Raw genomic sequence first — 24,419 nt, forward strand, 5'->3', positions numbered from 1 at the left:
CGTTATCCTTGATGACATCCGGCATTAAAGCCCTGCCTCTACCCGAAAGGATGCTGAACCAATGAAAGTAGTCCGTAACATCGTTCTCGCACTGCTCGCAGTGATCGTTTTGGTGGTGATTGCCATTGGGGTAGCCATATTTGTGATTGACCCCAATACCTACAAGCCGCAAATAGAACAGGCCGTGGAAGACAAAACCAATCTTGATCTGGTTCTCGCCGGCGACATTGGCTGGTCGATCATTCCTCTGGGTCTGGAGCTGAACGATGTCGAAGCAACTCTTGATGGCGAGCGCCTGGTCAGGTTGGACCAGCTGGTTGCCCAGGTCGATTTCTGGTCCCTGATCGCCATGTCGCCACAGGTGAACACATTTGTACTGGACGGGCTGGATGCAAGATTGAGGGTTGCCGAGGATGGCACGGGTAACTGGACACGGGTAATGCCCGAGCCGGAAGCCGCCGCCGAGCCTGCCACAGCGGACACTTCTGAAACGGACGCCCCGGCTGACCCGGCCTCAAACCAAACAGAAACCGGCGACGAACCCCTGAAATTCAGCGTGGAAGATATTCGCATTACCAATGCCCAGGTGCACTACGATGATCAAAGCACCGGTCAGTCGATCACTCTTGAAGACTTCAGCCTCAGCGCAAGCCAGATCGCGCTGGGCAAAAAATTCCCCCTTGAGCTCGCCTTCCGATTTGCCACTGGCGAGCCCGAGTTCGATGTGGATGGTCGCATCAACGCCCAACTGTTCGCCAACGAGACTCTCAACGAATTTGAGATCAACGGGCTGGACAGCCAGTTCAGCCTCAGTGGTGCGCCGTTCGGCGACGAGACAGTGCAGGCAAGGCTGACGGGCGCCCTGAAAGCCAATACCGAAAACGAGACTGCCAGCCTGACAGATTTTCGGGCAGCACTGGCCAATATGGAGCTGATCACCAACCTGAACGTCAGCGGTTTTGGGGACCAACCTACAGTAAGTGGGGATGTAAATATTCCGGAATTCTCCCTCAAGGAATTACTCTCCACCCTCGGCCAACCCGCTCCTGAAACTCAGGACCCTGACGTACTCAACGACATCGGGTTCTCGACCGACATTGGCGGCCCGGCCGGTCAGGTGGAACTTAGCGACCTCACCATCAGAGTCGATGACACTACCTTTGAAGGTAACGCAAGCTACGCCCTGAGCAATAGCGCGATTGGGCTCAACCTGACCGGTGATAAATTCGACGCAGATCGTTACCTGCCACCCGCCAGTGAGGAAAGTGAGGCAGATTCGGGGTCTGGCGCCGGGGAAAGCTCTCCTGAATCTGCAGAAGCAGCAGAAACGGCGGAATCAGACCTGCTTCCGCTGGAAACGCTTCGTGAGTTGGCACTCGACATCAATCTCGGTCTTGATGAGCTCATCATCAGCAACCTGAACATTGCCGAAATCAAAACAGTCGTCACCGCCGATAAGGGCCTGCTCAAGGTGAACGAGTTCAGCGGTCAGCTCTACTACGGCGAGTTCAACGCCAACGTTACCCTGGACGCCCGCACAGACAATCCGAAGTGGGTAATCGCCAACCAGGTCACCAATGTAGAAACCTTGCCCTTACTGACCGATCTTGCGGAAGTGGACCTGCTTTCCGGCGCAGCCAACATGGATATGAACATCAACACCCGGGGCAATCGTATGTCGGCGATTCGGGAGCAAGCCAAGGGTGAGATCAACTTCAACCTCGCCGAAGGAAAATTCACCCGCATGAACATGACTCGCATGGCCTGCCAGGGTATCGCGCTGGTCAATGGTGAAACACTGTCAGCCTCTGACTGGGGCGAAAGCACACCTTTCAACGACATGAAGGGTACCATCCAGATAGATGGCAACACGCTGAATAATACCGATTTGGTGGCTGCACTCGCGGGTATGGAGCTGCGTGGCGACGGCACCGTTGACCTGAAAGCCTCCGAACTGGATTACGAAATTGGCCTTAGGGTCGTGGGTGAAATTCACCGGGATGAAGCCTGCCGCGTAACAGAATACGTGGAAGGCGCTGTTATCCCGCTTGAATGCCGCGGCAATTTGACCGAAGAGCCTGCGAGCCTGTGTTCTTTCGACGGCTCCCGATTCCGCGACACCCTCAAGGATATGGCTGCCAGCGCGGCCCGCCAGAAAGCCACCAAGGAAGTGGAAAGAGCCATCGACGACAAGGTCGGAAAAGAGCTTGAGAAGCGCCTTGACGGCGAAACGTCGGACAAAGTGAAAGACGCTCTCAAAGGCCTGTTCAACTGATGCCAGCAAGCTTTGCCGAACGACTGTTGCGCTGGTACGACAGCCACGGCAGGAAAAACCTGCCCTGGCATGATAACCGGACGCCCTATCGAGTCTGGCTATCGGAAATCATGCTGCAGCAGACCCAGGTGGCGACAGTCATCCCTTACTACCGGGCCTTTACGGCCCGGTTCCCGGACGTCCGGACCCTGGCTGAAGCTCCGGTTGACGATGTTCTGGGGCATTGGTCTGGCCTCGGTTACTACGCTCGGGCCCGCAATCTTCAGAAAGCGGCTCAGACCATAGTTCAGGAGCATCACGGAGAATTTCCCGCTGATCAGGAGCAACTCGAAGCCCTCCCCGGAATCGGGCGTTCTACCGCCGCCGCCATCCTGGCCCAGGCCTTCGACCACCGCGCCACCATTCTTGATGGCAACGTCAAGCGGGTACTGGCACGTCATCATGCGGTGCCCGGCTGGCCAGGAGACACCAAAGTTCTCAGACAACTCTGGGGGCATGCCGAAACCCACACCCCACACCAGCGAATTCGCGACTATACCCAGGCCATCATGGATCTGGGGGCCATGGTTTGCACTCGCAGCCGCCCCGCTTGCGAGCACTGCCCACTGACCTCGACCTGCCTGGCATACCAGCGCGGCGAGATGAAGCTCTACCCCGCCTCCAAACCCAAGAAAACAAAGCCTGAGAAAACCACCTGGATGGTGATACTGGAAGACCATCACGGCCGAATCCTGCTGGAACGCAGACCCCCAAGCGGTATCTGGGGCGGCCTCTGGAGCCTGCCGGAACTGGACGCTGCCTATAGTGCAGATGAGCTAAGCGAGGCTTGTGAGAGTAGTTTCGGCCTGGATTGCGGCGAGGCACAGCTCGATGCGGGTTTTCGCCACACCTTCAGCCATTACCACCTGCATATTCAGCCAGCCAGACTGACGGTTGCAAACAGGGCCTACAGCGCAGCAATCGCCGACCGAGACGACCAACGCTGGGTCTACCGGGATGAAGCCCTCTCCCTGGGCCTGCCAGCCCCTATACGCACCCTACTCACCTCCCCGGCGCAACCTGTGCTGCTCTGATCTGCTACCATCCGCTCAATCATCGACAATCGGCAACCGCCCAAAGGAGTTCCCATGAGCCGCACGGTTTTATGCCGCAAGTACAACGAAGAACTCGAAGGCCTCGACATGCCTCCGATGCCTGGCAAGAAAGGTGAGGACATCTACAAAACCGTTTCGAAAAAAGCCTGGCAGGAATGGCAAAGCCAGCAGACCATGCTGATCAATGAAAAACACCTCAACATGATGGACCCCAACTCCCGCAAATATCTGCAGGCTCAGATGGAGCGCTTCCTCAACAACGAGCCGTTTGATAAAGCCGAAGGTTATGTGCCGCCCGAACAATGAAATAATCGAGGCAACTTGAAATATGAGCTCAGCACCGCCAAAGAGCGGATTTACCAGACACGCCGTAGATCATCCTTGTAGGCTCGCAATTGCCATTTATGGCAATTGACGGTCTGGTAAATCCGCTCTTTGGCGGTGCTCTCAAGCTGTGGAAGTGACTAATCAAATTTTTCTGGCCAGCCTTGACTCAGGCATCCTAAACCGGTTTAATAGCGCCCCGTTGCACATCAGACCTGCAACATGCCCGGATAGCTCAGTTGGTAGAGCAGAGGATTGAAAATCCTCGTGTCGGTGGTTCGATTCCGCCTCCGGGCACCATTATTACAATGACTTAGCCCGCCTTGTGCGGGCTTTGTTGGTTCTGGAATTGCAGCACCTTGCCCCTTCCTCTAAGCTCCCCAACTAACTGTTTTGGAGGTTACCTGCTTGAGTTATTAAGGGATTCAATTCTCCGCGAGTGGCTGGACCTGTTGGCCATCGACAAGGACGGCAATCTGGTGATCATCGAGAACAAGCTCGATGACAGCGGCCAGGATGTGGAGCGGCAAACACCAACTATCAAGGAATCCTTGGCAGTTCGCCCGATTGATTCTGAGAGCCGTCTGGCAAAGGAATGACGCCTCGTTATACTGACCCTTTTACACCGAACGACAAGGAACAGTCATGACTGAACAAAAAGTACGGATTTTCACCTCAAGCGATGGCCAGGCGCAGCTGGAAGTGGCGCTGGATCAAGAAACCGTTTGGCTCAGTCTGGACCAGATGACCAGGCTGTTTGACCGGGAGAAATCTGTAATTTCCCGGCACATAGGCAGTGTTTTTAAGGAAGGCGAGCTCGACCGGGATTCAGTTGTTGCAAAAAATGCAACAACTGCCGCTGACGGCAAAACTTACCAGGTCGATTACTTCAACCTGGATGTCATCATCTCCGTTGGCTATCGGGTGAAATCCCAGCGTGGCGTGCAATTTCGCAAATGGGCCACCCAAGTTCTGAAAGACCACCTGGCCCAAGGCTAGACCCTTAACCAGCGCCGCCTCACCGAGCGCGGCATAGAGTTCGAGCAAGCCGTCAACCTGCTCAGTCGCACCCTGACCAATCAAGGCCTGGTATCCAACCAAGGCGAAGCTGTTGCCCGTGTGATCAGCGATTACGCCCGTTCCTGGAGCCTCCTGCAGGGCTACGACAAGCAGCAGTTGGCTGAAGTGGGCATCAAGCAGTTGGATATGCAGCCGCTGGAGCTGGATGAGGCGCTGCAAGCCATTAGCGAGCTCAAGCAGATCTTGATCGCCAAAAGCGAGGCCACCGAACTGTTCGGCCAATTACGCGGCGATGGCCTTACCTCTGCCCTTGCTACGATAGAGCAATGCTTCGGCGATGAGCTGTTCTATCCGAACATCGCCACCCGCGCCGCTCATCTGCTCTAATGTGTCATCAAGAACCATCCGCTGGCGGACGGTAACAAGCGCTGTGGTTCTTTTCTGTTTTTGTGGTACCTGCGCCGAAATGCGACATTACTGGCAAGGCCAGGAGAACAACTTATCAAAGACAATACCCTGGTGGCATTGGCCCTTCTGGTGGCTGAAAGCCTGCCGGATCAGAAAACCCGATGATCCGGCTGGTTGAGCACTTTCTGCTGTTGAAGGAGCCCGCTTAGGAAATAGGACGGTTGTATGACTGAAGATCAGTTGGAACAACAATGCCTGGAATGGTTCGCCGAAGGCCGCGGGGAAGTTGCCCACGGACCAAATCTTGCACCGGATGGTGAGTCCCCGGAACCGGCTGACTACCGGCAGGTGTTGTTACTGGCCGCTCGACTCAGTCATACCGCCACTCAAGGCATCCCGAAGATGGTAGGGGCTGATTGATGTATTGCGTTTAATTATTGAGCTACACCCTCCTGCTGCCCAGAGCCGATAGTCAGTAGAAGAATCTTAAAGACCTGTCGCGCCACAGACTCCATACGTTTTTATTCCCCGTTTTCTTTACCCAAATCTGCTAACAGTTCCGCCATAGTTCTTAAACAGTCTAATAACGCGATGATGTTCCTGCTGGATGGGCGCAAGATAGAAAGCGGAGTTTTATGGGGCAAGGAGATGGCTATGACTACGTTAGGGCAAGGAGATGGCTATGACTACGTTAGCGCAAGGAACGATTGACACCTTCAGAGGGCATTTAGGCGGCTCTGTGTTTGAGCCTGCAGATGCCGGATATGACGAGGCTCGTCAAATCTGGAATGCCATGATTGACCGGAAGCCTGCGCTGATTGCTCAGTGCCATTCGGCGGATGATGTGGTGGCCGCGGTTCACTTTGGGCGTGATCAGTCTATGCTGGTTTCAGTCAAGGGCGGGGGCCACAACATCGCGGGCAATGCAGTGTGCGACGACGGCCTGATGATCGACCTGTCGCAAATGAAGGACATTAAGGTCGATGCTGATAAACAACGTGCCTGCGTGGGGCCGGGCTGCACACTGGCAGATTTTGACGCAGCTGCCCAGTTGCATGGATTGGCGACGCCGCTGGGTATCAATTCCACCACGGGTGTCGCGGGACTAACCCTTGGCGGTGGATTTGGCTGGCTCAGTCGTAAGTTTGGCATGACTGTCGATAACCTGATTTCCGTGGACATGGTTACCGCTGATGGGCGTCGGACTCGCGCCAGTGCCACAGAGAATCCGGACCTATTTTGGGGTACGCGAGGCGGCGGCGGAAACTTTGGAATTGTTACCCGGTTCGAGTTCCAGCTTCACTCTGTGGGGCCGGAATTGCTGAGTGGGCTGATGGTTTTTCCGTTTGACCAAGCTACGTCGGTGGTGACTCAGTTTGCGCGATTCACTGAAACCATGCCCGATGAACTCAGCGTGTGGTTGGTAATTCGCCATGCGCCGCCACTGCCCTTTCTGCCTGAGTCGGTTCATGGTGAGCCGGTTGTCGCCTTGGCAATTTGCTATGCCGGGGACCCGGACGCTGGAGAAAAACTGATCGAGCCCCTGCGCTCCTTTGGCAAGGCGCACGGAGAGCATGTTGGAGTTCAGCCTTACGCTGATTGGCAGCAGGCGTTTGACCCGTTGTTGACGAAAGGTGCGCGGAATTACTGGAAGTCCCACAACTTCGTAAAGCTGACCGATGATGTAATTCAGGTTGCGCTGGAGTTCGGGGGCAAGCTGCCATCGCCCCACTGTGAAATCTTTATTGCTTCAATTGGGGGGCAGACTGGCCGGGTGGCGCACGACGCTATGGCCTATTCCAGCCGAGACGCAAACTATGTGATGAATGTGCATGGACGCTGGGAAACGCCCGAGGAAGATGAGCATTGCCGCCAGTGGGCACGCGCATTCTTTGATGCCGCCAAGCCTTATGCCAGCGGTGGCGCTTACATCAACTTTTTGACCGATGATGAGGCTGATCGGGTCGAGTTTGCCTACGGGGAAGCCTACAAGCGGCTGGTGGAGGTTAAGCAGAAGTATGATCCGGAGAACCTGTTCCGGGTTAATCAAAATATCCCTCCCCGCTGACAACTCCCTTGGCTTTGCAATTCGGGGGGAAACGCCAAGCCTAACTCAGCTTTTGGCTATGCCCCGCATCATTCCCTATTGGTTTTTGTAAGCGCGATTTAGCGTAAGACACTGAAGAAAAATATTTTATAGCACCGATGTGGTGCGGGAGGAATGATTACGGTGCGGAGTTGGCTGGCCGAAGGCCTGCAGCCGGACTTAACCCTCCAGGGTTGCCAGATGTACAAGTACAGATTGCCAAGGAGAGCCCGGCAATTGCAGACTACGCCCGAATCTCTCCTGCGATGCTCCATAAGGATAAATCATGCTTCTTGCCCTGCTCGCCATCTTTGCTGGTCTCGTTCTGCTGGTCTGGAGTGCAGGCCGTTTTGTGGAGGGCTCTGCCGTGACCGCCAGCCATTTCGGCATGCCGCCATTGCTGATCGGTATGGTAGTGGTGGGGTTCGGCACTTCGGCCCCGGAAATGGTGGTATCCGCACTCGCTGCGAGCCAGGGCAACCCCGGTCTAGCCCTGGGCAATGCTTACGGTTCGAATATTACCAACATTGCTCTGATCCTGGGGATCACGGCGCTGATCAGTCCGATCGCTGTCCACTCTCAGGTCATGCGCAAGGAGTTACCGATTCTGACGGCGATCACGCTGCTGGCGATCTTGCAGTTATGGGACGGCATGCTAAGTTTTATAGATGCGTTGGTTCTGATTGGCGTTTTCGTCGTCTTGCTGGCGTGGTCTATCCGTCAGGGAATGACTCAAAGGCTCGATCCAATGGGCTCCGACATTGAAGCGGAACTGAAAGCCCACTCTATGCCGGTAAAATCCGCGGTGCTCTGGCTGATTGTGGGGCTGGCACTGCTGATTGTAAGTTCGCGCATCCTGGTGTGGGGTGCGGTAGATCTGGCCTCTGCATTCGGTGTCAGTGACCTGATCATCGGCCTCACCATTGTGGCGGTTGGCACCTCCCTGCCAGAGCTGGCCTCGTCGGTCATCGCGGCCCGCAAGGGCGAGCACGATTTGGCGTTGGGCAACATTCTCGGCTCCAACCTGTTCAATACTCTGGCGGTGGTTGGTATTGCCGGGCTGATCTCGCCAATGGCTGTTGCGCCTGAGATATTGAGCAGGGACTTGATGGTGATGGCGGCACTGACCCTTTCACTATTTGTCCTCGGCTACGGCTTCCGTGGCCCAGGTTGCATCAATCGCGTTGAAGGTACGTTTCTGCTGGCGTGCTTCGTGGGCTATACCAGCTATCTGGTGGTCACGTCTTTCGGCCAATAGTGGGCGGCCAGCAATTTTTCACAAAAATTTAACCTATGTTATGCAAACGTGACAGATTGCCGTATAGGCTCTACTACCTATAGTCAGGACCAACACACCTGAAACATTCGCCCGAACCATTCCCTGAAAGGAATCGAGGCCCAACACTCACGTTAGCAGCAAGGGGCCTTAAGTGGTTGACCGCATATCTACAGGCATTCCAGGCTTGGATGAAATCATGCTTGGAGGCATGCTTCCCCAACGCACTTATATGGTTAATGGGGGTGCGGGAAGCGGTAAAACCACACTAAGCCTGCACTTTCTTACGCAAAATCCCGAAGAAGACTCGCTTTATATAACCTTCGACAAGAACAGCGACACGATTCAATGGCTAGCGGATACGTTGGGCCTCACCTCTCTCAAGCTTCATTTTCAGGACATGTCTCCAGGCTTGCTACACGAGGAAGTCAGCGCCGCCTTTGATGTGGTCCCAAGCTCCGAGCTGGGGCTAAGCCCGGTGTTGCAGCGAATCTGTGATGCGGTCGATGAATTCCGACCTGCACGGATCGTTATAGAGCCGCTGTCCTCGTTACTTTACCTGTCGCCGGATGGTTACCAGTTCCGCAGGCAATGCCAGGCGCTTTTTAATCACCTGGCGGCGACTGGCGCCACCGTCCTGTTTACCTCCGAAGCTGGTTCCGCCACCTTCAGTGAGAATGCAGGCGGCGATCTCCAGTTTATCTGCGATGGCGTCATTGAACTACAAAGCATGCAGGAAGGACGCAGCATCAGTGTTACCAAATTCCGAGGTTCCGGTTTCGCTGACGGCGCGCATTTCCTACGCCTGACCGCTAACGGCATGCGAGTGTTTCCACGATTGGTGCCAGAAGACCACGCTCGGAGCTTCGAACGACACCTTCTTAGTTCGGGCATTCCCCGAATTGACGAGATTCTGAACGGTGGCATCAATCGGGGCACGGTCACCATCATTTCCGGTCCCACCGGTGTGGGTAAGACCACATTGGGAATGGAATTTTTGCTCGCTGCCGTTAGGCGAGGCGAAAGCAGCGTGGTGTATACCTTTGAAGAAGACAACTGGACCATGATGGATCGCTGTCGTTCAATCGGGATGCCAATAGATGAAATAATCGAAACTGGCAAGCTGCATATCCGCCCTGTGGAACCCATGCGCTACTCCCCGGACGAATTGGCTTTGGCTGTCCGTGAAGAAGTGGAGTTACGCGGGGTGCAAACCGTGATGCTGGACAGTTCTTCCGGTTATCAGATGTCGGTATCTCGCCTGTCGGTGGCGGGAGACGAAATCATTGAACGTTTGCACGCACTGTGCCGTTACTTGACCGGTATGGGCGTAACGGTCCTGATCATCAATGAAACTCCAACGATCGCCAGCGATAACGTTCAGCCGACTGATCCTCCTATCAGTCATCTCGGCGATACTCTTATCCTGCTGCGTTACCGGGAGGATCGGGGCGAAGTGTGCAAAACCATCGGTGTACTCAAGAAACGTACCGGCGATTTCGAGAAAAGTCTGCGCGGATTTGAAATCAGATCTGATGGCATCTGGGTCGGTGAGCCGCTTTACCATCTTCGGGGAATCTTACGAGGAATTCCCTGGCAATCCCAGGATCATAATGGCCCAGATATAACAAGATCCTGACGAGGAGAAAGCGGTTTTGGCACGTTTACTGGTATCACTCACCCAGCCGGGCAACAAACAGGTTTTTCACGAATCCCTGCCTCAGCATGAAGTTATAGAGGCTTCAGGGTCCTGCCTACCGGACGAGTCGTTCGAAATAGCAGTGGTAGACCTGACCACGTTTTTGCTGTTGCGAAAGGATCTTCAAACCCGTCGGAGTGAGTTCGCTCCCGCGCTGCTGCCAGTATTGCTGCTTCTGCAGCGTGATCAAGCACCTTGGGTTCGCAACCTGTTAGGAACCGAAGTACATGAAATTCTGATCCGGCCTTCCTCCCGTTTGGAACTGGAAGCGCGAGTCGATAACTTGCTGAAGCTTCAGGCGCTTTCAGCGCAGCAGCGTGCGGATCTCAATCTCTCCGAGATTGCCCGTAAGCGTACCCACCGCGCTTATCAGGTGCTGGCTGCAGGAAACGAGCTGGTATTGCGTGGTGAGAGCGAGCAGCAGCTATTCCAATCGGTCCTCGACAGTCTGATCAGCCTCAGCGATTACGCGCTTGCCTGGATCGGAGTGACTCAGGAAGATCAGGCCCAGAGTATGAAAATTCTGGCCAAGGCCGGAGGTATCGGTGACTACGCCGACCAATTGCAACTGAACTGGCAGAATGGTCTGCACAGCAAAGGCCCAGGCGCGGTGGCGGTAAGGACTCAGAAACCGGTGGTCTGCCAGAACATTGCCATTGACCCTGTGTTTCGCCCCTGGCGCCGGCTTGCAAAAACCTATGGCATACAGTCTGCAGTGGCTATTCCACTGATATTCGGTAAGGACGAAGTTGGCTTGCTCGCCATCTACAGCGCGCAAGTACAGGCGTTCACGGATGACGAAGTCCACCTTCTCGAGCGTCTGGCGGCAAATATTTCCTTTGGCGTTGGTACCCTGCGAGTCCGAAGCCACCTCAAGGAGCAACGCGCCCTGGCCTGGAATAGCGCTTACCGAGACTCACTGACCGGGCTGCCTAACCGGCAGTGGGTCATGGAAGAGCTCCACAAGCTGGATGCAGAATTCGCCCGACACCATCGAGTGGCTGCCGTTTTGTTCATTGACCTGGACGGGTTCAAACGCATTAATGACAGCCTGGGTCACGAAGTGGGTGACAATCTTCTGCACGCTGTCGCACAAAGGCTCGAAGGGGTGGCACGAGACGAGGATTTTGTCGCCCGTTTGGGCGGGGATGAATTTCTCGTTCTGATGCGCTTCGACGAATCGGATGAGCTGATCACCAGCACCGATGATCCAGTCTCTGCAGTGGCACAGGCAGCGGCAAATCTGGCTCAACGCCTGATCGATGCACTCAAAAAGCCCTTCCAAGATGGTGTTCTGGAACACCACCTAGGGGCCAGCATCGGCATCAGCCTTTACCCCGCCGATACCACCAAGGCCAGCACGTTGGTCAATTGTGCCGACATCGCCATGTATGAGGCGAAATCGACAGGCCGGGGACGTTATCGCTTCTATTACACAGAGCTGTCGACCAGGCACCGCGAGAAGCTGGCCTTGAAGAACGACTTGTATCGAGCGGTTGACACCAGTGCGTTCCGTGCCTATTTCCAGCCCATTATCAACATCTGTTCCGGACAGGTTGAGTACATAGAAGCGTTGATGCGATTGGAACTCCCTGACGGCAGTGTCGCTACGCCCGCCTATTTCCTGCAGACGCTGGAAGAAACCGGGCTGATTTCGCGGTCCGCTCAGATGATGCTCAAAGAGGCCTGCAGCAGCCTCGCCCACTGCCGCCAGATATTGCCGAACCTGAAGTTGTCGGTAAATCTATCAGCTAACCAATTGTGGCAGGCCGACCTCATTGACCAATTGGAAGATATGCTCCGTAGCCACGACTTACCGGCCAGTGCACTAATGCTGGAAGTCACTGAAGGTTACATGATGGCGGATATTCGCAAGGCCGAAGGCTTTCTGGAAATCTTGCATGAGCGCGGTTTTGAAATTGCCATTGATGACTTCGGCACTGGGTATTCTTCCCTGAGCCGTCTCAGAGCGTTGCCCGTCAGTAAGCTCAAAGTTGACAAATCCTTTATGGACAAGGTGCCCGAAGACTGGGAGAGCCTGGAAATGGTTAAAGCCATTCTTCAGATGGCTAAAAGTCTGGGGTTGGATGTCGTCGCCGAAGGCATCGAAACCTCCTCCCAACTCCAGGCGCTTGTCGAGGCTGGCTGCAATCTTATTCAGGGTTTTCTGTTTGCTCGCCCCATGCCCGCTGATGAGCTACTGGCCTACCTGAATCTGCCAGCGACCGCTGCTACCCAAATCGCACGGCCTTCCGTATAGCTGAAGCAAGAGCACTCCGCTCAATGTGCCCATAACCTCGCCTGAAACGAACTCTGACGCCAGAGGGCGGCAACCCAAAGTGCATGCAGGTTGATCAGAAGTGCCAGCACCCATTCAAAGGCATCATCCATCTTGCTGTACAGATCAGGTACTACAGCTGTCAGGATAACGGAGAGGATTCCCACTGACAGCGTGACTTCGCACAGCCACAAAAGGCGTTTTCCACTTACATGCCAGCGCGGGTGACCTTTCAGTGCCGAGCTGATCAGCAGTTGCGCAATATACGTCAACGAAAAATACAACACGACGCCGATACGACGAGTGACATTAAAACCTTTTCCTTCATGGCCAAGCGCTAATGTGTAGGCGGCGAGCGCGACGCACGCCACCAGCCCCAGCCATGGAACCCAACGCCAGCCGCGGCCAGGTGCGGCCAGTTGCAGCAACCATCGGCCGTTAAGCCACCAGAACAATATACCGAGTAAAGCCGCAGGCAACATGGCACCTTTGAAGACAAAATAGGCCGTACCGTAACGCCCTGTTCGGCTGATGCTGGTGCAACTTTCCCAGTAGGGCACGCACCAGGATACGTAGCCTTCGAAGATCGAGATGGCGAAGGTCCCATGGATGGTGATCAGCGGGACAAGTCCGGCTGCGAGCGCCAACCACCATAATGGAATGCTGCGACTCCGGGTTGCAATATTCATCCCACCTCCGTTAACACAGATCTCTCCGAAATATTAGATGCAAGCGACACCCTCAGCCAACACCTGGCCACTTCCAATATTTGTAATGGGAATCATTTGCATCTTTGAAGCCAGGTGCTATTCTCCCATTTGTTGGTTGACTCTAATTCGCAACCAGGCAACCAGGAGACCATGTGATGAGCAGCAGAACAGCGACACAGCTGGCAGGCAACGCCAGTAGCATCTATCAGGCATGGCTGGATTTGAAGCGACAAACCAGTCCTGACACGCAAACCTCTTCAACGAAGAACGCCCTTCCTTCCAGCCACACCCCACGACGACGAAACACCTCACCATGACATTTTCAAACGTTGGTTTTGTGCGAGCGCTGGTCACGCTGGCCTGGCAATTTCAGCTCTGGCCGGACCCGAAAAATCTGCTAGCCCGCAACAACCCAGTTCCTGAAAGCTGACACCACTCCTGATAGCGCATTGATTGCAGCTTCATCCTCTTTTCATTGTGACAACCATCTTGTTTATTGGGCTTGGGATACACCACCAGTGCGCTGGCGGCCCCGGATTCAGCGACCAACTCAAGTTGTACAGGTGGTCCAACCAGCTATTCACTGCTAATTCTTGACACCAAAGTTGCCGAAGCCTTAACTCAGATCTCACAGACTGTTCAAAAATTCAAACAGCGGAGATACATACAATGATAAAAAAACCCCTGGTGGTCCTCACTACCCTGCTCGTCGCTTCACAGCTTCAGGCTCAGGGCGCAACCGACGAGACGCTGGAGAAACTGGGACAGTTCAAGGTGACCGGCAACTCTGAATTCACCACCATTGACCAGAACAGCAGTAGCGCGGACGCCCTCCGCAATGTATTGACTAAGATTTCAGTGCCCAAGGGTTTTGAAATCACTCTTTATGCTCTGGTGCCGGATGCCCGTCATATGGCAGTCGGTCCGCAGGGTGTGGCAACGTTTGTAGGCACCCGCAAAACAGAAGTGTGGGTGGTAACTGACCGGGACAAAGATCGGGTGGCAGACGAAGTGAAAAATTTTGCTCCATCGATTTCAAAGAAAATTCCCAATGGTCCCTGTTTCTCCCCAAGCGGGGTCCTGTACATTGCGGAGCAAAACCGGGTTCTGGCCTATCCCGCAGCTGAGTTCTTTTATGAAGGTACGGATGTCGTCGCCGCAGAGCTGATCGCCGGTGGCGAATTGGTTCCGGAGGAATACGTAAGCTATAACCATACTGCGCGCATTTGCGATGTGGGGCCGGACGACAAGGTTTATATCTCTCTCGGCCAGCCTCACAATGTGCCGCCCAAAGATTTATTGGAGGACTACCAGTCCCGGGGTATCGGCGGCATTATTCGCATTAACCAGGATGGTAGCGACCGGGAAGTTTATACCTTGGGTGTCCGCAATTCCGTTGGCCAGGACTTTAACCCTGCAACCGGCAACCTGTGGTTTACCGACAACCAGGTAGACGGCATGGGCGACGACATACCGCCGGGCGAAATCAATCGACAAACTGAGCAAGGACAGCATTTTGGCTTTCCTTACTACGGTGGTGGCGAGGTTCGCACAGCAGAATACAAGGGCGATGAGCCGCCAGCCGATGTAATTAACCCGGTGAGTGAAACCGTTGCGCACGCAGCGGATCTGGGGATGATGTTCTACACCGGCAACATGTTCCCGAAGGAATATCAGGGCGGCATTTTCTCGGCTCAACATGGGTCCTGGAACCGTTCCGAACCGGTTGGCGCCCGGGTAATGTTTACTCCGATCGATGCAGAAGGCAACGTAACAGGGGAAACCCGTCCGTTTGCTGACGGCTGGCTCACAGATAATGGTGAGTACCTGGGGCGCCCGGTGGATGTTGCCCAACTTAAAGACGGCTCGTTGTTGGTATCAGATGACCTGGCAGGCGCTATCTATAGGATCGCCTACACCGGCGAATAATAACGACCTCATCGGTTAGCGCTGACTGAGCCGATAGCACGTACCGGGGGCCCCTGCCCCCGGCTTTTTACAGGACTAATACCTTATGTGTTTTTCCACGTCGCTCGTCAGGCTCGGTCTGACTGCAATTGTGTTCCTGGCTGCCCCTCACACTCATGCTGCTGATCCTGCCCAAGGTAAAGTTTTGGCACGGCAATGTCAGACTTGTCACGGCCTCAACGGTATTGCCCAGATCCCCATCGCACCGAACATCGCCGGAGAAAGCCAGATCTACCTTGAGCGCCAACTCAAACGCTTTCGTGACGGTCAGCGCGAACATGAAATGATGACGGTGGTCGCCAAGAATCTCACGGATGCCGAGATAGAGGATCTGGCCGCCTGGTACGAATCCATTCAGGTAACAGCTGTTTTACCCGAATAAGGCGCTGCACCAGGGCAATATCAACTGCGAATTAGCCAGACGGGACACTAATCTGGGGCTCACCGACGTTTAACATTGATTTACATTTTAGAAGCTCTCTTCGCAGCTCGCACGAGTGCTGGAACTTCTCAGAAGGGATTGATTTCCAACGCAACAACCCGTAAAAAGTGAAGCCTTTGGCACCAGCCTGTAAAACTTGTTGCACCCTGCTTCACGCAGGGACAGGCAAAATCATTCGCGCGGGAAGTCGATCACCGCTATCGTTTAATAGCTTATTCAGTAAAGGTTACCCGACGAACCGGTCCCAGGAGTAACTCATGGCGGAGAACGCGCCTTTAATCTGCAAAGATATTTACAAGAGGTTTGACCAGCTTGAAGTGCTTAAGGGCGTCTCACTGGAAACCTGCAAAGGAGATGTCGTCTCGATGATTGGCAGTTCCGGCTCCGGCAAAAGTACTTTTTTACGCTGCATTAACCTGCTCGAAACACCCACCTCCGGCGACGTTATTGTGCATGGTGACCCAATTCGGTTCAAAACCGACCGAAAAGGGGAGCGTGTCCCGGCTGATAACAAACAGGTTGAGCTGATTCGTGCCAAGCTCTCCATGGTGTTCCAGAGCTTTAATATGTGGTCACACATGACAGTACTGGAAAACATCATTGAAGCGCCAATTCACGTCCTCAAGGTCCCCCGCAAGGAGGCCATTGAGCGCGCAGAAGCCTACCTTCATAAAGTCGGAATCTACGAACGTAAGGATTACTATCCCGCCCAGATGTCCGGTGGACAGCAGCAGCGGGCTGCCATTGCCCGGGCACTGGCGATGGAACCTGAGGTGATGCTGTTTGATGAACCCACCTCAGCGCTTGACCCGGAGCTGGTCGGTGAGGTTCTCAGAGTCATGCAGAGCCTGGCAGAAGAAGGCCGCACCATGATCGTAGTTACCCACGAAATGGCTTTTGCCCGGGATGTATCTACAAAGGTCCTGTTCTTGCATCAGGGGGTGATTGAGGAACAGGGTACCCCCGACAAAGTATTTGATCACCCTGACTCCGAGCGCATGAAGCAGTTTCTTGCACCGAATTTCTGAATAATGGAGCCTGAAACAACTGGTCCCGTGCTATACGGGGGCGACGCATGCTGCAACGGATGCTATCTTGATCATAGGCTTCGCAGGCTGACCCTATCCGTGTATGCGGCTTTCCTTTTAGGGAAACTAGGGTAACGAAATGGCAGTGGAAACACGCCAATAATAAAGCCGTACGGCAAACAACTGGAGAAGTAACACATGAAAAAACTGATTGTTGCAGCAAGCTGCGCACTCGCCCTGGCCGCTGGAAGCCTCCAGGCAAAAGAATGGAAAGAAATCCGTATCGCATTTGATGTGCCTTACGAGCCATTCGAATACCGCACCCCTAATGGCGAGCTCACAGGATTTGAAGTAGAGCTTGCGACCGCTATGTGTGAAGAGATGGGTGCCAAGTGCGAGTTTGTAGAACAGGCATGGGACGGCATGATTCCGGGGCTGCTGGCCCGCAAATTCGATGCCATCATGTCGTCGATGTCGATTACACCCGAGCGGGCAGAACGGGTTCTGTTCTCCGAAGCGTACTACAACACACCCGGCGGATGGTTCGGCCGCGAGGGCACTGATGTCGACGTGACTGACATGGACGCCATGAAAGGTATGGAAGTCGGTGTTCAGCGTGGTACCACCATGGATACCTACGTCACGGAAAACATGAGCGACGTCGTGAATATCAAGCGTTATACCACTGCCGATGACATGGTGCTTGATCTTGAAGGCGAGCGTCTCGACCTGGTATTTCTGGACTACCCGGTTGGCGAACAAACCATCCTGACCCGCGATGGCTTCAAGGAAGTTGGCGAGCCGGTCAAGTTGGGCGAAGGCGTGGGTGTTGCCATGCGTCAGCGTGATGAAGATCTGGCTGAACAGATTAACGCCGCCCTGGACACACTGAAAAACGATGGCACCTACGACACCATCATGAAGAAGTACTTCGAGTACGATATCAAGATGTAAATCCTCAGCGGCGGCTGACGGCAACTCCGGTTGGCATCAGCCGCTCTGATACTGGACTTCCCAATGCTCGACCTGAAGGGCTACGGCCCGGCTTTAATAGAAGGCGCCATCATCACCATCGAGCTGGCGTTTCTCTCACTCGCCCTATCCCTTTTCCTCGGGCTCGTGGGCGCTGCATCCAAACTGTCCCAGAACCGCCTGCTTCGTGGCGGTGCCACTGCTTATACCACCCTGATTCGCGGGGTCCCTGATCTGGTTATGATGCTGCTGTTCTATTACGGAGGACAGGTTGCAGTAAACAATCTTTCTGATTTTATCTATGAAGCCTACGATGTCGACTTCTTCTTTCAGTTTGATCCTTTTATAGCTGGCGTACTGACGATCGGGCTGATTTTCGGCGCCTATATGACCGAGACCTTTCGCGGTGCCTTCCTGGCAGTTGATGGAGGCCAGATTGAAGCTGCCAAAGCTTACGGTTTTACCCGCTGGCACACCTTCCGCAGGGTGATGATCCCCCAGATGATGCGTCACGCGTTACCCGGGCTTGGCAATAACTGGCAGGTTCTGCTCAAGACAACCGCGCTGGTATCCATTATCGGGCTGACCGATATGGTCCGCGTTGCGGAACAGGCGGCAAAAGCCGAGCGTTCTCCGTTTCTGTTTTTCATCCCGGTAGCGCTTATATACCTGTTGATTACAGCGGCCTCGGAGCTGTTTATCAAATGGCTCAACAAGCGGGCCAATGCTGGCGTAATCCAGGGAGATTGACACTATGCCGGACATGATCGCCGAATGGCTGAGTCAGAATGATATTTTCACGGCCACCACCATGCTGCATTACTGGGATGGGCTGGTTACCACCGTGCAGCTGGTGTTTCTTTCACTACTGCTGGGACTGATTATTGCGGTGCCGCTGGCGATTCTGCGCACCGTCAAAAACCCCTTTATTTCAGGTCCGATCTGGTTCTATACCTACCTGTTCCGGGGCACCCCGTTGCTGATCCAGCTGTATGTCATTTACTACGGCATTGCCCAGATTGAAGGCATTCAGGATACCTTCTGGTGGGAAATTTTCAGGGCGGCGTTTTACCCTGCATTGCTTGCTTTTACCCTGAACACTGCCGCCTACACGACTGAAATCCTGCGGGGAGCCATCCTGGCGACACCCCAGGGCGAAATCGAAGCCGCCAAAGCCTATGGCATGTCCTGGCTGATGCGCATACGGCGAATCGTGCTGCCCAGTGCGGCCCGCCGGGCGGTGCAGGCGTACTCCAACGAAGTTATCTTCATGCTGCACTCCAGCGCCATCGCCAGCGTTGTTACCATCGTAGACCTGACAGGTGCAGCCCGGAACATCTACTCACGCTTCTACGCGCCTTTTGATGCCTTTATCGCTGTTGCCCTGATCTATATGGTGCTGACGTTCGCTCTGGTCTATGGATTCAAACGTCTGGAGCACCGACTGCTCCGACACCTCAGACCGGTGGGAAGTTAAGCCCTCATGTCAGTGAGAGATACCTTGTTCGATGGCGAACCTGACTGGCTCACTCACACCCTTACCTTTGCCGGAAAAGTAGCTCAACCGGCCTCAGTGGTATTGCCGGATGGCGCCCGTATCGAGCGTCCAGAAGTCGGGGTACTACGGCTCATACCTGTACAACCGGAGATTGACGAGCGACTGATCGTGTCCGCTGGCGTTCATGGTAACGAGACCGCCCCTATCGAGGTTCTTAACGGGTTGGTGAATGGATTGCTCTCCGGTGAGTGGACGCTGCGACAGGAGGTTCTGCTGATCCTGGGAAACCCTCCAGCCATGGTCGAGGGCAGCCGGTTTGTCGAGCACAACCTGAACCGTTTATTCAGCGGAGTCCATCAAAAGGCCCCATACGCCGGCACTGACGAGGCCCGGCGAGCTGAAGCGCTCGAAGCCATCTGTCGTGAGTTCTCGAAACCGGCCCCTGCGGTTGCCCACTACGACTTGCACACCGCCATCAGGCCATCGAAGCGGGAAAAATTCGCACTCTATCCCTATGTCCCCGGGCGTAAGGTGCCCAATCGCCAACTGGCGTTTCTGGCAGAGTCCGGTGTTTCCACGCTATTGCTGCAGCACAAATCAGGCACTACCTTCGCATCATTTTCCTCAACCGAACTGGGGGCCGAAAGCTTCACCGTTGAACTGGGACAGGTACGACCTTTCGGGCAGAACGATCTGACCCGTTTTACGGGCATTGAGGCCAGCCTGAAAGCTTTGATGATCCAGCAACCCCTGGTGACCGAATCGGATGGCCGGATGGCCGTCATGGCAGTGTTCGAAGTGGTAGAGGAAATTTTAAATACCGGGCCAAACTTCCGTTTCCACATACCGGATGACGTCGCCAACTTCACCGAATACCCCCCCGGTGAAGTGATTTGGGAGGACGACAATGACTGCTACCGGGTTGGCGACCAGCCCGAAGCGATTGTGTTCCCCAACCGCGACGTCCCAGTGGGGCATCGGGTGGGGTTGATGGTGCGTAGGAAGCCTCTTATTCGCGAATGAAGTGGCAGTTATTCTTTCGCGACTGAAGTCGCTCCTACGGTTGGTTGTGGCTGGCTGTTTCTCGTTTCGGGGGCACGAAGAACCATTCGGCATATCGCAGGTACCACCAACAGCGTTAGCACTGTCGAGGCCAATAACCCCGAAATGATGGCCCAGGCCATTGGCGGCCACAGGGTTGAACTTGAGAACGCCAGCGGCAACAGGCCAGCCACCGTGGTGGCGGTGGTGAGCAGTATTGGCCGCGTTCTCTGCTCGACGGCGATCCTGACCGCATCGGTTATCGCTGCACCGGTCGCCAACTGCCGATCCATCACGTCCAGCAGTACTATAGCGTTATTGACGACAATGCCGACGAGGGCGATAACGCCCAACAGTGATTGAAAACCAAACGGCGACCCGGACAAGACCAGCCCCGGAATAATTCCCACCGTCGCCAGCGGCACCGTCAGCAGGACTATCCCTACCCTTCGGAACGAATTGAATTGCAGCAACAGGAAGAACAGTAGCAGCAGAATGCCAATCGGCGCCGTCGTCAGGATAGCGTCGTTGGCGTCGCCAGAACCCTCCGCATCGCCGCCGTACTCAATGCGCGAGCCCGCCGGGAGGGACTCACTCTCCAGGGTCTCCTCCAGGCTCGCCAGCACGTCACTGAAACTGTAGCCCTCCCCGAGGTTTGAGGTAACCGTGTTCACTCGAACGCCATTACGGAGATAGCGTGCAGCGGGCTCCCAGGTGGTCTCTGTGGTCGCAAGCGCCGACAACGGCACTGCTTCGCCACTGTCATTATAGATATTGATCGAAAGTAGCCGTGATAACGATAAATCGGTACCTTCTCGCGACCTTAGCACCATCGGAATCGGGTCCTCTTCCTGGCGATACTGCTCCGCCACCACGCCAAAACTCTGGCCATACAGACTCTGGGCCACATCCGAGCGGTCCACCCCATAGCGGGCGGCAATACCATCATTCACATTGATCGCGATGCTCGGCACCCCCAAGTCCCGGTCATGCCGGACATCGACGGCGCCCGGGCTTTGTCGCAGCGCCTGATACACCTGCTCGGTAGCCTCCGCCCTCAGCCCGTCGTTTTCATGATAAACGCGAATTTCTACTGGGGCAGCTCGTGGCGGGCCCTGCCCGAGCACACCAACCGTCAGGTCCAGTTCGGGCATTTCCAGAGCAGCATAGTTGCGAACCCAATGTACGAGCCCGCTGGTCGCCGCAAGGTCAGGCGTTTCAACCACCAGTCGCGCGCGGTTCGGCGCTTGCGGATAGCGCAGCAAATTATAGTAAAAACTCGGGCCGGTAAAGCCCACAAACCGATGGACCTTCACGGTCTCGGATTGTGTCCGGATGGCCCGTTCCAAACGTTCAGCGACTTCAGAGGTGCGTTGTTGGTCCGTGCCCTCCGGCATGTACATTTCAACAATGACCTGGGGCCGGTCCGCGTTCGGGAAAAACTGCAACTTCAGGAAAGGTGTTAACGCCAGGCTGACCGCAACCATCACCGCGCTGGCGATCACCAGTGATTTCGGAATGGTCGAGACCAGGCGACCCAGCGTTTCTGCCAGACCCGCCATCCGATCCCGGGCGCCAAGCTGTCGCGGCTTGAGAAACCGGGCTGCCAGCAAGGGGACCACGGAGATTGCCAACAGATAGCTGACCGAGAGCGTCAGCATGATCATCACCGGGATACCCCGGGTGAAATCGGCGGTGCCGCCTTTGGACAACAGCAGAGGCGCAAACGCTGCGAGGGTCGTGCCTGTCGAAGCTCCCAAAGGCCCCGCAAGTTCCCGAATAGCGCCAGCAAGTGAGTCTAGCCGTTCAGAGCCCTGGTCAAGCCGGGTCTGGATATTCTCCACCACCACGATGGCGTTATCGATCAGGATACCCAGGGAGATCACCATGCCAATCACGGCGATCTGGTGCAGCACTCCGCCCCCGAAATCATAAAGGCCAATACTGATGAGCGTAACCATGGGTAGGATTGAAGCCACCAGCAGACCCATTCGCAGGCCCATTCCAAAGAAAACGACCGCAATAATAATGGCCACACTCGCCAGCAGGCTCCACGCCAGGTTATCTAGCCTGTCGGACACCTGGTCGGGCTGAAAAAACACCTCCTCTACCGAGAACGGAGCAATCTGAGGGCGAAGCGTATCGAGATGGGCGCGGATGTTCTGGCCGAACTTGATAGCATCCGTTGAGCCCTCTCGCATGATCACCGACACCAGCACCACTCGCTCGCCATCCGCCCAGGTTTCCGGTTCACGGGGCTCGGCAGGACCCCGCCATATTTCGGCGGCCGCCGCCAGTGGCACCTGGCTACCATCGGGCAATGCAATAGGCGTTGCGCGGATGGCATCAAGATCAGCAAATTCGCTGTTGGGCAGAATTGACAGTCTGCGACCATCCGATACCACAAAACCGCCCGGTGTGACCTGATTGCGGCTGGCCAGGATATCAAGCACTGCCGCCGGCGAAATACCAAGGCGATAAAGCGCGGCATCATCCAGTGCCAGGGTAATCTGTTCGGTGACGTCCCCTTCCAGCTCGACGCGGGAAACGCCCGGCACGCCGGACAGCGAATGTTTTACTTTCTCCGCCGCGTCACTCAACGCAGTAACCGACGACGAACCACCGATTGCCAGCACGACGGCTGGAATATCAACAATGCGATCATCAAGGGCCATCTGCCCTACGCCGTCCGGAAACTCCAGCCGGGCACGATCCATAGCTTGGCGCACCCGGTCCCAGGCAGCGTCGGTATCGTAAATGTTGTCTTCAAGGCGAACCCGCATCAGAGCTACCCCGGTGCGAGCAGTTCCAGCAGCGACATCCACCTCTTCGACCTGCTGCAACTCCTCCGCCAGGGGCCTCAGGGCCAGCCGCTCGACCGCATCGGCGCTGGCCCCGGGGTAATTCACAGAAATCAGCCCGGCGCGCTGGGGAAACGAGGGGTCTTCCTGCCGGGGCATGGTGTTGTAGGCCGCATAACCCAACAGACACAACATGACGACAACCATTCCGAGCAAACGGCGGCAGCCCAGAAGCGCCCGCATCATGGCAGAATCTCCACCGCATCACCGTCAGCCAGACGGGTCAGGCCTGCGTATACGACCCGATCCCCCTCGCTCAGACTTTCCGAAGACACCACCACGTGTTCACCAATGATCCGGTGTACTGTCACTGCCACCCTCTGGGCATGACCTTCTGCGATGCGAAAAACACTGTTGCCTTCAGCCACCTGCATGACTGCCAGCACCGGAACGCGGATCTCACCCTGAATGGCCGGGACGATCCCCACTTCTACCGGTTCACCGGGCTGAAGCGTTTCTTCAGGTAAGCTGACCAGCAATGGATGCAATTCGCCCCTTACAGAGCCCGCCTGGGCAATTTCCGTGACCTTACCAATGACAGGTGCGGCATCCCGGCTTAATACCGACCACACGGGCATAAGCTGACCAACAGAAATCTGGCTCAGGAGAAACGCCGGGATACGGACTTCCACTTCCCGCCCGTTCGGGGATGACAGCCGCATAACCGGCTGACCAGCACCCACAAACTCGTCCCTCTCCACCAGCAGGGCCTCGACCCGACCTCCAAACGGCGCTTTGAGAATACTTTCATTGAGCATCTGGTTGGCTTCAGCCAGCTCGGCTTCCGCGGTTGCGACACTGGCGAGCAATCCGTCCCGGCGGGCGGTCAGTTGCTCCATCGACTGTTCTGATACCACGCCTTTTTCCCGCAGTCGGCTGGAGCGGTCCCATTCCCGCTGGGCCTGATCAAGCCGGGTAGCGAGTTCTTTCAAGCGCGCTCGGGCCGAGGCTCTCGCCGGTTCCAGGCCAGGGTTGTACAAACGGGCCAGAGTATCGCCAGCTTCAACCTTCTCACCCAGTTCAATGGCGCGTTCCACCAGATTCCCACTGACCTGAAAGGTCAATGTGGCTCGCTGCTGAGCCTGCACAATTCCAGAGAACCGCAACGGTTCAGCAACCTGGGTACCCGTTGAGACCAATGCCGTTCGGACCGTCACCGGGACCTGCTCCGGCTCCTGGGCTGACTCGGTCTGTCCGCATGCGGTCAGGACGATAAAGGTGAAGGCGCTCAGCGCCAGCGCAAATGGGCGGGTAATCTGTCCCATTGCCTGATTCTCTCGGTTCTCTTGCTGGCTCATATGGCGACTTTTCGTGTCACTCTCCGTGGCTATGCGCTTCATCCTTGCTTGCCCTTTTTCGCCCAATGGTTAATGATTCACGTAAAGATATACATGATGTCACTCTTTGACACTTTGTCAATTAATATTGTTGCACGAGCG

General features: G+C 55.4%; 21 protein-coding genes and 1 tRNA gene. 19 read left to right on the top strand and 3 right to left on the bottom strand.

What is annotated here, in order from left to right:
• The first annotated feature begins 61 nt into the window (after positions 1–61).
• The 12 genes from WEB64_RS15505 (at position 62) to WEB64_RS15560 (ending at position 12,442) form a co-directional block, all read left to right on the top strand.
• A complete protein-coding gene (locus WEB64_RS15505; RefSeq protein WP_368060638.1) occupies positions 62–2,275 on the top strand; it encodes an AsmA family protein in 2,214 nt (737 codons plus the stop codon).
• A complete protein-coding gene (mutY, locus tag WEB64_RS15510; RefSeq protein ID WP_368060636.1) occupies positions 2,275–3,348 on the top strand; it encodes an A/G-specific adenine glycosylase in 1,074 nt (357 codons plus the stop codon). Before WEB64_RS15505 ends, mutY begins: the two co-directional genes overlap by 1 nt.
• Positions 3,349–3,402: 54 nt before the next feature.
• Entirely contained in the window at positions 3,403–3,675 is a 273-nt protein-coding gene (locus WEB64_RS15515; protein ID WP_368060634.1) for an oxidative damage protection protein, read from the top strand.
• Between the two features lie 242 nt (positions 3,676–3,917).
• Positions 3,918–3,993 (top strand) — tRNA-Phe (locus tag WEB64_RS15520).
• 59 nt (positions 3,994–4,052) lie between these two features.
• A complete protein-coding gene (locus WEB64_RS15525; protein WP_368060832.1) occupies positions 4,053–4,292 on the top strand; it encodes a hypothetical protein in 240 nt (79 codons plus the stop codon).
• 46 nt (positions 4,293–4,338) lie between these two features.
• The gene (locus tag WEB64_RS15530; RefSeq protein WP_368060632.1) at positions 4,339–4,692 is read left to right on the top strand and encodes a virulence RhuM family protein; all 354 of its coding nucleotides are present in this window, start codon (positions 4,339–4,341) and stop codon (positions 4,690–4,692) included.
• 120 nt (positions 4,693–4,812) lie between these two features.
• Positions 4,813–5,100, top strand: coding sequence for a hypothetical protein (locus WEB64_RS15535; protein ID WP_368060630.1), 288 nt, complete (start codon positions 4,813–4,815; stop codon positions 5,098–5,100).
• A 246-nt stretch (positions 5,101–5,346) separates the two neighbouring features.
• Entirely contained in the window at positions 5,347–5,541 is a 195-nt protein-coding gene (locus tag WEB64_RS15540; protein WP_368060628.1) for a hypothetical protein, read from the top strand.
• 262 nt (positions 5,542–5,803) lie between these two features.
• Positions 5,804–7,189: an FAD-binding oxidoreductase gene (locus WEB64_RS15545; protein WP_368060626.1), complete on the top strand. Its 1,386-nt coding sequence runs from the start codon at positions 5,804–5,806 to the stop codon at positions 7,187–7,189.
• 304 nt (positions 7,190–7,493) lie between these two features.
• Positions 7,494–8,465: a calcium/sodium antiporter gene (locus WEB64_RS15550; protein WP_368060624.1), complete on the top strand. Its 972-nt coding sequence runs from the start codon at positions 7,494–7,496 to the stop codon at positions 8,463–8,465.
• A 172-nt stretch (positions 8,466–8,637) separates the two neighbouring features.
• Positions 8,638–10,122: an ATPase domain-containing protein gene (locus WEB64_RS15555; protein ID WP_368060622.1), complete on the top strand. Its 1,485-nt coding sequence runs from the start codon at positions 8,638–8,640 to the stop codon at positions 10,120–10,122.
• A 16-nt stretch (positions 10,123–10,138) separates the two neighbouring features.
• Positions 10,139–12,442: a putative bifunctional diguanylate cyclase/phosphodiesterase gene (locus tag WEB64_RS15560; protein WP_368060620.1), complete on the top strand. Its 2,304-nt coding sequence runs from the start codon at positions 10,139–10,141 to the stop codon at positions 12,440–12,442.
• A 20-nt stretch (positions 12,443–12,462) separates the two neighbouring features.
• Here WEB64_RS15560 and WEB64_RS15565 read toward each other — a convergent pair whose 3' ends face one another.
• Positions 12,463–13,149 carry a hypothetical protein gene (locus WEB64_RS15565; RefSeq protein ID WP_368060618.1) on the bottom strand — a complete coding sequence of 229 codons (687 nt, stop codon included), beginning with the start codon at positions 13,147–13,149 and terminating at the stop codon, positions 12,463–12,465.
• 690 nt (positions 13,150–13,839) lie between these two features.
• Between WEB64_RS15565 and WEB64_RS15570 the strand changes: the two genes are divergently transcribed.
• The 7 genes from WEB64_RS15570 to astE all read left to right on the top strand — a co-directional run bounded on the left by WEB64_RS15570 (position 13,840) and on the right by astE (position 20,101).
• Positions 13,840–15,099 (top strand): sorbosone dehydrogenase family protein, encoded by a 1,260-nt coding sequence (locus WEB64_RS15570; protein ID WP_368060616.1) that lies wholly within the window; start codon positions 13,840–13,842, stop codon positions 15,097–15,099.
• Between the two features lie 85 nt (positions 15,100–15,184).
• Positions 15,185–15,520 carry a cytochrome c gene (locus WEB64_RS15575; protein ID WP_368060614.1) on the top strand — a complete coding sequence of 112 codons (336 nt, stop codon included), beginning with the start codon at positions 15,185–15,187 and terminating at the stop codon, positions 15,518–15,520.
• 317 nt (positions 15,521–15,837) lie between these two features.
• Positions 15,838–16,608 (top strand): ABC transporter ATP-binding protein, encoded by a 771-nt coding sequence (locus WEB64_RS15580; RefSeq protein ID WP_368060612.1) that lies wholly within the window; start codon positions 15,838–15,840, stop codon positions 16,606–16,608.
• Between the two features lie 198 nt (positions 16,609–16,806).
• Positions 16,807–17,562 carry a transporter substrate-binding domain-containing protein gene (locus WEB64_RS15585; protein WP_368060610.1) on the top strand — a complete coding sequence of 252 codons (756 nt, stop codon included), beginning with the start codon at positions 16,807–16,809 and terminating at the stop codon, positions 17,560–17,562.
• A gap of 63 nt (positions 17,563–17,625) precedes the next feature.
• Positions 17,626–18,330: an ABC transporter permease gene (locus WEB64_RS15590; protein WP_368060608.1), complete on the top strand. Its 705-nt coding sequence runs from the start codon at positions 17,626–17,628 to the stop codon at positions 18,328–18,330.
• Positions 18,331–18,334: 4 nt separating this feature from the next.
• Positions 18,335–19,057, top strand: coding sequence for an ABC transporter permease (locus tag WEB64_RS15595; protein WP_368060606.1), 723 nt, complete (start codon positions 18,335–18,337; stop codon positions 19,055–19,057).
• Between the two features lie 6 nt (positions 19,058–19,063).
• Positions 19,064–20,101, top strand: a complete 1,038-nt coding sequence (gene astE, locus WEB64_RS15600; protein WP_368060604.1) for a succinylglutamate desuccinylase — start codon at positions 19,064–19,066, stop codon at positions 20,099–20,101.
• A gap of 8 nt (positions 20,102–20,109) precedes the next feature.
• Here the strand turns inward: astE and WEB64_RS15605 are convergent, their stop codons facing one another.
• Entirely contained in the window at positions 20,110–23,166 is a 3,057-nt protein-coding gene (locus tag WEB64_RS15605; protein ID WP_368060602.1) for an efflux RND transporter permease subunit, read from the bottom strand.
• Positions 23,163–24,320 carry an efflux RND transporter periplasmic adaptor subunit gene (locus WEB64_RS15610; protein WP_368060600.1) on the bottom strand — a complete coding sequence of 386 codons (1,158 nt, stop codon included), beginning with the start codon at positions 24,318–24,320 and terminating at the stop codon, positions 23,163–23,165. Before WEB64_RS15610 ends, WEB64_RS15605 begins: the two co-directional genes overlap by 4 nt.
• Between the last annotated feature and the right edge of the window lie 99 nt (positions 24,321–24,419).

The organism is Marinobacter sp., from assembly GCF_040882185.1.
In the GTDB taxonomy this organism is placed as follows: Bacteria; Pseudomonadota; Gammaproteobacteria; order Pseudomonadales; family Oleiphilaceae; genus Marinobacter.